This window comes from Bradyrhizobium sp. NAS80.1 (genome assembly GCF_001908205.1).
Lineage (GTDB): Bacteria > Pseudomonadota > Alphaproteobacteria > Rhizobiales > Xanthobacteraceae > Bradyrhizobium.
In genome coordinates, this window is record NZ_LGHL01000297.1 from 1 (window position 1) to 2,861 (window position 2,861).

Here is a 2,861-nt window from a genome sequence, read left to right on the forward strand (position 1 = left end):
GACAATGCTGCGAAATTGTTGACGAAGTTGAGCGGGTTCTTGATCTCGTGCGCGATGCCGGCGGTGAGCTGGCCGAGGGATGCAAGCTTCTCCGTCTGCACCAGGCGGTCCTGCGCAGTACGAAGATCTTCGAGCGACTGGGCGAGCTCGCGGGTGCGTGTCTGAACCGCATCGAAGAGCTGGACGTTGCCGATCGCGATCGCAGCCTGATCGGCAAAGGTCATGGCCAATTCAATTTGCTTGTCCGTGAAGCCGCCCGATTCAGTCCGAGTTAGCGTAATCACGCCGATCGGTAGACCTTCGCGCAGCATCGGCACGCCGAGCAGCGAACGGAAGTGGCCAAGCCGCTGGCCTTCACGGAATGTGTACTCTCGATCGGCTTCGACGTCCGGAATATGAACCACGACGCTCTCCAGCAACGCGCGCCCGGTCGCCGAGTGACGGTCAACGATTACTGGAACGCCCCGCACAAAGTCCATGAACGCTTCCGAAAATCCGTAGGACTCGGCGCGATAGAACGCGCCGTCTTTCTGGCGTGTGATGGTACCCTTGTCCGCGCCGCAAAGTCGAGCGGCTGTCTCAACCAACGCGTGCAAGACGGCCGGCAGGTCGAAGGTGGAGCGACTGATGACCTTGAGGACTTCGGCGGTTGCAGTCTGCTGTTGCAGCGCCTCGCTGAGATCGCGCGTCTTCGCTTGCACCTCGTCGAACAGGCGGACGTTCTCGATCGCTATCACCGCCTGGTCGGCGAAGGTCTGAACCAGCTCGATCTGCCGGTTGGAGAAGGGTTTGACCGTGGCGCGTCCGAGGAAGAGCACACCGGTCGGCTGCCCCTCGCGGACCAGCGGGACGCCGAGCAGCGTGCGATAGCCGCCCGCCTGCTGTTGCTCGTGAAAAGCATATTCGGGATCGGCCAGCACGTCGGTGATCTGTACGGCTTTGCCTTCCAGCAACACGCGCCCGACGAGGCTGCCGCGTCCCGGATAAAGCCTGATGGCGCTGGAAACGCGTTCCCATTCCGGCGCAAAATTGTAGCGCGTGGCATGGGCGTATCCGCCGTCGGCCTGCTGTCGCGTGATCGCAGCCATATCCGCATCACAAAGCCGCGCTGCCGATTCGGTGAGCGTGTTGAGCACGGCCTCGAGGTCGAAGGCGGAGCGGCTGATCACCTTGAGGACGTCGGCGGTCGCGGTCTGCTGCTGCAGCGATTCGCCGAGGTCGTCGGTCCGCTGTTGTACCTCCTGGAACAGGCGGGCGTTCTCGATAGCGATCACAGCCTGATCGGCAAACGTTCGGACGAGTTCGACCTCGCCGTCCGAAAAGGCCTCGACGTGATCGCGCGCCAGCGCGAATGCACCGATCTGGTCTCCGTTTCGAATAAGCGGAACACCAAGCATGGAACGAAGATTTCCGATCCGCGCGTCCTCGCCGGCCCCATAGCGCGGATCGTTCCAGGCGTCCGCGATCTGGACGGGTTTTCCTTCCAGTGCGACCCGGCCGACCAGTGTGCCCGGGCCAACGCTGATGGCCCCGGCTTCCTCGATGGCCCGGTAGGTTTCGTTGATATTCCCGCACATCGCGGCTGAACGGTACAATTCGCCTTCGCGCCGGTAGATCTGGGCTGCGTCCGCGCGACACAGTTTGGCAGCGATCTCGACCAAGGTCTGAAGCACTGCATCCAGATCGAATGCCGAGCGGCTGATGACCTGAAGAACCTCGGCGGTGGCTTGCTGCCGGTCGCGCGACAGGAACAGCGCGTGCTCCAGCCGCTCGGTCTCCGCGGCACTCGCCTGCAATCCCTGCTCGAGCTCGGCAATCCTCGTTTTGAGCTCGGCCACCACGTCCTGCGGAAGGGCGGTCATCCGGAAATCCATGCGGTCGGCGCCTGGCAGGGGCCGGGTCCAATCTTTGAAAGCCGGATTATTTCATTCCCCGGGCGTCCCGGCCAGCGATATCCTTGCCCGTGTCGACTTCGCTGAACGGGCCACGCCAGATTCTCCAAGGCATCCGCCGGGGCGGTGCTATCCCTTGTTCTGGTCTGAAAGGCTGCTCCTGCGCGGCAACAGGATCGTGAACTCGGTAAATTCGCCAGGACGCGTATCCACATCAATCGTGCCGCCGTGCTGTTTCACGATGATGTCGTGACTCATCGACAACCCGAGGCCGGTGCCTTCGCCGGCGGGCTTCGTCGTGAAGAACGGATTGAACATCTTTCCCTTCACCTCGTCCGGAATGCCAGTGCCGTTGTCTCGGATGCGGATCTCGATACGCTCGCCACAGTCGCGGGTCGCGGCGGTCACGACCGGCTCGTAAGCGGCCGCGCCGTTGTCCGCCTTGCGCTTGGCCACCGCATAAAAGCCGTTCGAGATCAGGTTCAGGAGCACCCGGGTGATCTCCTGAGGATACACGTCGGCGGAGCCTGCCGCCGGATCGAGCTCGCGCTTCAGCGTCACGTCGAACTGCGGCTTCTCGGCGCGCGCGCCGTGATAGGCGAGGTTGAGGCTTTCCTCGACCAGCGCGTTGATGTCGCTGAGCCGGTGCTCGCCGCCGCCCTCGCGCGAATGCAGCAGCATGTTCTTGACGATGGAGTCGGCGCGGCGGCCGTGCTGAACGACCTTTCGCAAATTGTCCTTCAACAATCCGGTCAGCTCGTCGATCTCCGCGCGCGTCTTGTCCGGCAGCGTGGAGGAGGCGAGCGCATCGTTCAGCTCGCCGGTCAGTTCGGCCGACAATGCTGCGAAATTGTTGACGAAGTTGAGCGGGTTCTTGATCTCGTGCGCGATGCCGGCGGTGAGCTGGCCGAGGGATGCAAGCTTCTCCGTCTGCACCAGGCGGTCCTGCGCAGTACGAAGATCTTCGAG

General features: G+C 62.9%; 2 protein-coding genes. Both read right to left on the reverse strand.

Annotated features, from left to right (window positions below):
- Positions 1-1,862 (reverse strand): GAF domain-containing protein (locus AC629_RS41910; protein ID WP_168195724.1); only part of this gene is annotated, 1,862 nt, incomplete at its 3' end.
- A gap of 159 nt (positions 1,863-2,021) precedes the next feature.
- A partial coding sequence (locus AC629_RS41915) for a sensor histidine kinase (RefSeq protein WP_245332174.1) occupies positions 2,022-2,861 on the reverse strand: 840 nt, incomplete at its 5' end.